Below are 5,088 nucleotides of genomic sequence, written 5' to 3' on the forward strand. Positions count from 1 at the left end.
CCCCCCCCCCCCCCCCCCCCCCCCCCCCCCCCCCCCCCCCCCCCCCCCCCCCCCCCCCCCCCCCCCCCCCCCCCCCCCCCCCCCCCCCCCCCGGGGCGGTCACTGGCCGGTGGCGCCGTCGATGCGCTCGCGGAGCAGGTCGGCGTGGCCGTTGTGCCGGGCGTACTCCTCGATCATGTGCAGGTACACCCAGCGCAGCGACACCTGCTCGCCCTTCCGCCGGGTGCGCCCGACGCTGAGCTCGTCCAGCGACTCCCGGGCGGCGGCCACCGCGCGGCTGGCCTCGACCTCGGCGGTGAACGCGGCCAGCTCCGCCGGGACGGCGGCCGCCGGGTCGTCGCCGTCCCGGCCCACCCCGTCGAAGTCGCCGTCCTCGTCGTCCGGGCCGCAGTAGATGTCGCCTGCGTCCGCGCGGCCGGCGATGACCCGCTGGAACCAGGCGCGCTCGACCTCGGTCATGTGCCGGAGCAGGCCGCGCAGGCTCAGCGACGACGGCGGCACCGACCGCTCACCCAGCTGCTCGGGGGTGAGCCCGGCGCACTTGTGCAGCAGGGTCCCGCGGTGGAACTCCAGCCAGGCGTCCAGGGCGGCGCGCTCACCGTCGAGGTAGGGCGGGTCGATGCGGTCGGGGGCGGCGGGGAACTGGGTCACCGCGCCAGTCTGCCGGTCGGCCCCGCCCCGCAGTCCCGGGAGCGGCGTCACAGCAGGGACAACCCCAGCTCCTCGCTGAGCAGGTGCAGCGCCGCCCGGCCGGCCCGGGAGTTGCCCGCGCGGTCCAGGGGTGGGGACCAGGCGCACACCCCGAACCGGTTCGGCACGTCGCCCATCACCGCGCCGGCCACCCCGCTCTTGCACGGGAAGCCGACGTCGTAGGCGAACTGGCCGGCCGCGTCGTACGTGCCGCAGGTCAGCATCACCGCGCTGACCCGCCGGGCCAGGGGCTCGGTCAGCACCCGGTCGCCGGTCCGCGGGTCCACCCCGTCGTGCGCCAGGAACCGCGCGGCTCGGGCCAGCTGCCGGGTGGTCACGGTCAGCGCGCACAGCTGGGCGTAGGCGTCCACCACCGCGGCCACCGGGTGGGTGAAGTTGTCGAACGAGCTCATCAGGTGGCCCATCGCCGTGTTCATGTCGGCGCCGGCGCGCTCCTCGGCGAGCACCTCGGGATCGGGCTCGAGCCGTTCGCCGACCAGGTCGGACAGCAGGTCGGTGACCTCGGCCACCGCTGCCTCCGGCGACCCGGTGGCGCCCACCAGCACGTCGCAGACCACGACCGCGCCCGCGTTGATGAGCGGATTGCGGGGCACGCCGTGCTCGCGTTCGAGCTGGACCAGGGAGTCGAAGGGGTCCCCCGACGGCTCCCGGCCGACCCGCTGGAAGACGTCCTCGCCGACCAGGCGGAGCGCCGCGGTCAGCGTGAACACCTTGACCACGCTCTGCACCGGGAAGCCGACGTCGGCGTCGCCGGCGACGTGCTCGGTCCCGTCGAGCTCGCACAACGCCAGCGCGAACCGCTCGGGTCCCTCCCCGGCCTGGGCGACCTGGTCGTCCTCGGCCAGCGGGCGGGCCTCGGCGGCCACCCGGTCGAGGACGGCGGTGAGGTCGTCGGGCAGGTCAGTGGGGTTCGTCGGCACCCCCGCACGCTGCCACGGCGCGCTCGACGGGGCTGGTTGAGTGTGCCCGTGCTGCGCATCGGTGCCCTCGACGTGCCGGACGGCGGACTCGTCGTGATGGCGATCGTCAACCGCACCCCCGACTCCTTCTACGACCGCGGTTCCACCTACGAGCTGGACGCCGCGCTGGCCCGGGTCGAACGGGTGGTGGCCGAGGGCGCGGACATGGTGGACGTCGGCGGGGTGAAGGCCGCTCCCGGCGTCGAGGTCTCCCCGGCGGAGGAGGTCCGGCGCACCGTCGACCTGGTCGCCGCCATCCGCGCCGCCCACCCGCAGCTGCCGATCTCCATCGACACCTACCGCGCCGAGGTCGCCCGGGAGGTGCTGGCCGCCGGCGCCGACGTGGTGAACGACGCGTGGGGCGGGGTCGACCCGGAGCTGGCCGTGGTCGCGGCCGAGGCCGGCGCCGGGATCGTCTGCACGCACGCGGGCGGCCTGCCACCGCGCACCCGGCCGCACCGGGTCAGCTACGACGACGTGATGGCCGACGTCGTCGCCCGGACGACGGCGCTGGCCGAGGCGGCCGTGGCGGCGGGCGTCGACCGGGACCGGGTGCTGGTCGACCCCGGGCACGACTTCGGCAAGAACACCCGGCACTCCCTGGCGGCGACCCGGCGGCTGGACGAGCTGGTGGCCACGGGCTGGCCGGTGCTGGTGGCGCTGTCGAACAAGGACTTCATCGGGGAGACCCTCGACGTGCCGGTCGACCAGCGGCTGACCGGCACGCTCGCGGCGACGGCGGTGAGCGCCTGGCTGGGCGCCCGGGTGTTCCGCGTGCACGACGTCGCCGCGACCCGCCAGACGCTGGACATGGTGGCCTCGATCAAGGGCGACCGGCCGCCGGTGCGCAGCATCCGCGGCCTCGCCTGATGAAGGACCCCGCTGCCCCCCACGCCTCGCGAGCTCGGCGCGGACCCCTGCAGCGGGGCCGGCAGCTGGTCGCGTTGCCTCCACCGCCGATCGCTACGTTGCGGGTATGGCCGCCACCGGGTTCCACACCGCCGCCGAGCTCAACGACCTGCTGCCGGGCACGCTGCCCGGGCTGCTCGGGATCGTCATCGACGACCACGAGCCCGGTCGGCTCGCCGCGCACCTCGACGTCCGCCCCGACCTGCTCGCGCCCAACGGCTACCTGCACGCGGCGAGCGTGGTGGCGCTGGCCGACACCGCCTGCGGGCTGGCCACCCGGGCGCTGCTGCCCGAGGGGGCGAGCGGGTTCACCACGATCGAGCTGAAGAGCAACCACCTGGGCACCGCGCGGGACGGTCGGATCGAGGTGGTGGCCAGCAACGCGCACGCCGGTCGCACCACGCAGGTGTGGGACGCCGTGGTCACCGCACCGGCCACCGGGAAGACCATCGTGCTGTTCCGCTGCACCCAGTCGGTGCTCTGGCCGCGGAGCTGACCGGTACCCGCCGGTAACCCCCGGGGGTGACTCGCGACACGCCGGGTGTGAGACTTGCGCCACACCCCGAGTCGAGGAGGACCCCGTGGCGCTGGCCAGTCGTTACCCGGACGTCGAGATCCCCGAGCTGTCCGTACCGGAATTCGTGCTGGCCGGCACCGCCGAGCGCCGGGAGTCCCCGGCCCTGGTCGACGGCATCTCCGGCGAGACGATCGCCCACGGCGAGCTGACCTTCTACGTCCAGCGGCTGGCCGCCGCGCTGGCCGCCCGCGGGCTGCGCAAGGGCGACGTCGTCGCGGTGTTCAGCCCGAACACCATCTGGTACCCGGTGGTCTTCCACGGCATCGCCGCGGCCGGCTGCGTCGTGTCCCCGATCAACGCCCTGTACACCCCCGACGAGATCGCCTTCCAGCTGAAGGACTCCGGCGCGAAGGTGCTGATCACCATCTCCGCGTTCCTGGACCGGGCGCAGGCGGCGGTGGCGCAGGCGCCGGTCGACGAGGTGGTGGTGATGGACGGCGCCGAGGGGCACGCCTCGCTGCGCGACCTCCTCACCACCGACGCACCCGCCGTCGACGTGCAGATCGACCCGGCCACCGACCTGGTCACGCTGCCCTACTCCAGCGGCACCACCGGCCTGCCCAAGGGCGTCATGCTCACCCACCGCAACCTGGTGGCCAACGTGACCCAGTCGCGCCCGCTGGCCGGCGTCGAGGAGGGCAACGAGCGGATCATCGCCGTCCTGCCGTTCTTCCACATCTACGGCCTCACCGTGCTGATGAACCAGGGCCTGCAGTGGGGCGGCACCGTGGTGACCCTCCCCCGGTTCGACCTGGAGCAGTTCCTGCGCACCATCCAGGACCAGAAGATCACCCGGGCTTTCGTGGCCCCACCGATCGTGCTGGCGCTGGCCAAGCACCCGCTGGTCGACTCCTTCGACCTCTCCTCGCTGCGCGACATCACCTCCGGCGCAGCACCGCTGGACGAATCGCTCGCCCAGGCCGCCCAGGACCGGCTGCGCAAGGGCGCGCCGGACGGCGTCAACGTCGGGCAGGGCTACGGGATGACCGAGCTCTCCCCCGTCTCGCACACCTCCCCCCGGCCCGGCCTCGAGCCGGCCGGGGCCAGCCCGACCCCCAAGGGCACCGTGGGGTACGCGCTGCCCAACACCGAGTGCCGACTGGTCGACCCGGCCACCGGTGAGGACTGCGCCCCCGGCGACCGCGGCGAGCTGTGGGTGCGCGGCCCCCAGGTGATGGCCGGCTACCTGAACAACCCGCAGGCCACCGCGGACACGCTCGACGCCGAGGGCTGGCTGCACACCGGGGACGTCGCGATCGTCGACGACGAGGGCCGCTACACCGTCGTCGACCGGGTCAAGGAGCTGATCAAGTACAAGGGCTACCAGGTGGCGCCGGCCGAGCTGGAGGCCGTGCTGCTGGGCCACCCGGAGATCACCGACGCCGCGGTCATCGGGGTGCTGGAGCGGGACACCGGCGACGAGCTGCCCAAGGCGTTCGTCGTCCGGGCGCCCGGCTCGGCGCTGAGCGAGGACGACGTCATCGCGTTCGTCGCCGAGCGGGTGGCGCCGCACAAGAAGGTCCGCCTGGTGGAGTTCATCGAGCAGGTGCCCAAGTCGATGGCCGGCAAGATCCTGCGCAAGGACCTGAAGAACCGTTGACCGGGATGGACCTGCGGGTCCGGCTGCTCGGCCGGGTCACCCGGGTCACCTCGATCAGCCGGATGGACGACGCCCGGGTGCGCAAGGCCCAGCAGGGCAGGCTCCCCCGCAACCCGGTGACCGACCTGCTGCTCGGGGCCGTGGCACCGGAGGCCGAGCTGACCGACGCGACCGCGGCCGGGCAGACCGGCCCACTGCGGGTACGGGTGTACCGGCGGGGGGGGGGGGGGGGGGGGGGGGGGGGGGGGGGGGGGGGGGGGGGGGGGGGGGGGGGGGGGGGGGGGGGGGGGGGGGGGGGGGGGGGGGGGGGGGGCGCCGGGGGGGCGGCGCGG

General features: G+C 74.9%; 5 protein-coding genes. 3 read left to right on the forward strand and 2 right to left on the reverse strand.

Annotated elements, in window-relative coordinates; translation table 11 throughout:
* Positions 1-99 precede the first annotated feature (99 nt).
* Complete coding sequence (locus ACI79U_RS21345; RefSeq protein ID WP_457072369.1) at positions 100-651, reverse strand: DinB family protein; 552 nt, start codon at positions 649-651, stop codon at positions 100-102.
* Between the two features lie 47 nt (positions 652-698).
* Positions 699-1,631: a glutaminase A gene (gene glsA, locus ACI79U_RS21350; RefSeq protein WP_457072371.1), complete on the reverse strand. Its 933-nt coding sequence runs from the start codon at positions 1,629-1,631 to the stop codon at positions 699-701.
* Positions 1,632-1,679: 48 nt separating this feature from the next.
* Here glsA and folP point away from each other — a divergent pair, with 48 nt between their 5' ends.
* From folP to ACI79U_RS21365, 3 genes are all read left to right on the forward strand, one after another.
* On the forward strand, positions 1,680-2,540 hold the full coding sequence (gene folP, locus ACI79U_RS21355) for a dihydropteroate synthase (RefSeq protein ID WP_457072373.1): 861 nt from the start codon (positions 1,680-1,682) through the stop codon (positions 2,538-2,540).
* A gap of 106 nt (positions 2,541-2,646) precedes the next feature.
* Complete coding sequence (locus tag ACI79U_RS21360) at positions 2,647-3,075, forward strand: PaaI family thioesterase (RefSeq protein WP_457072375.1); 429 nt, start codon at positions 2,647-2,649, stop codon at positions 3,073-3,075.
* An 85-nt stretch (positions 3,076-3,160) separates the two neighbouring features.
* Positions 3,161-4,756, forward strand: a complete 1,596-nt coding sequence (locus ACI79U_RS21365; protein ID WP_457072377.1) for an AMP-binding protein — start codon at positions 3,161-3,163, stop codon at positions 4,754-4,756.
* Positions 4,757-5,088 lie beyond the last annotated feature (332 nt).

This window comes from Modestobacter sp. SYSU DS0904 (assembly GCF_054051115.1).

Coding starts and splice junctions, on each gene's coding strand:
- ACI79U_RS21360 (WP_457072375.1), top strand. CDS start 2,647: ATGGCCGCCACCGGGTTCCACACCGCCGCCGAGCTCAACGACCTGCTG.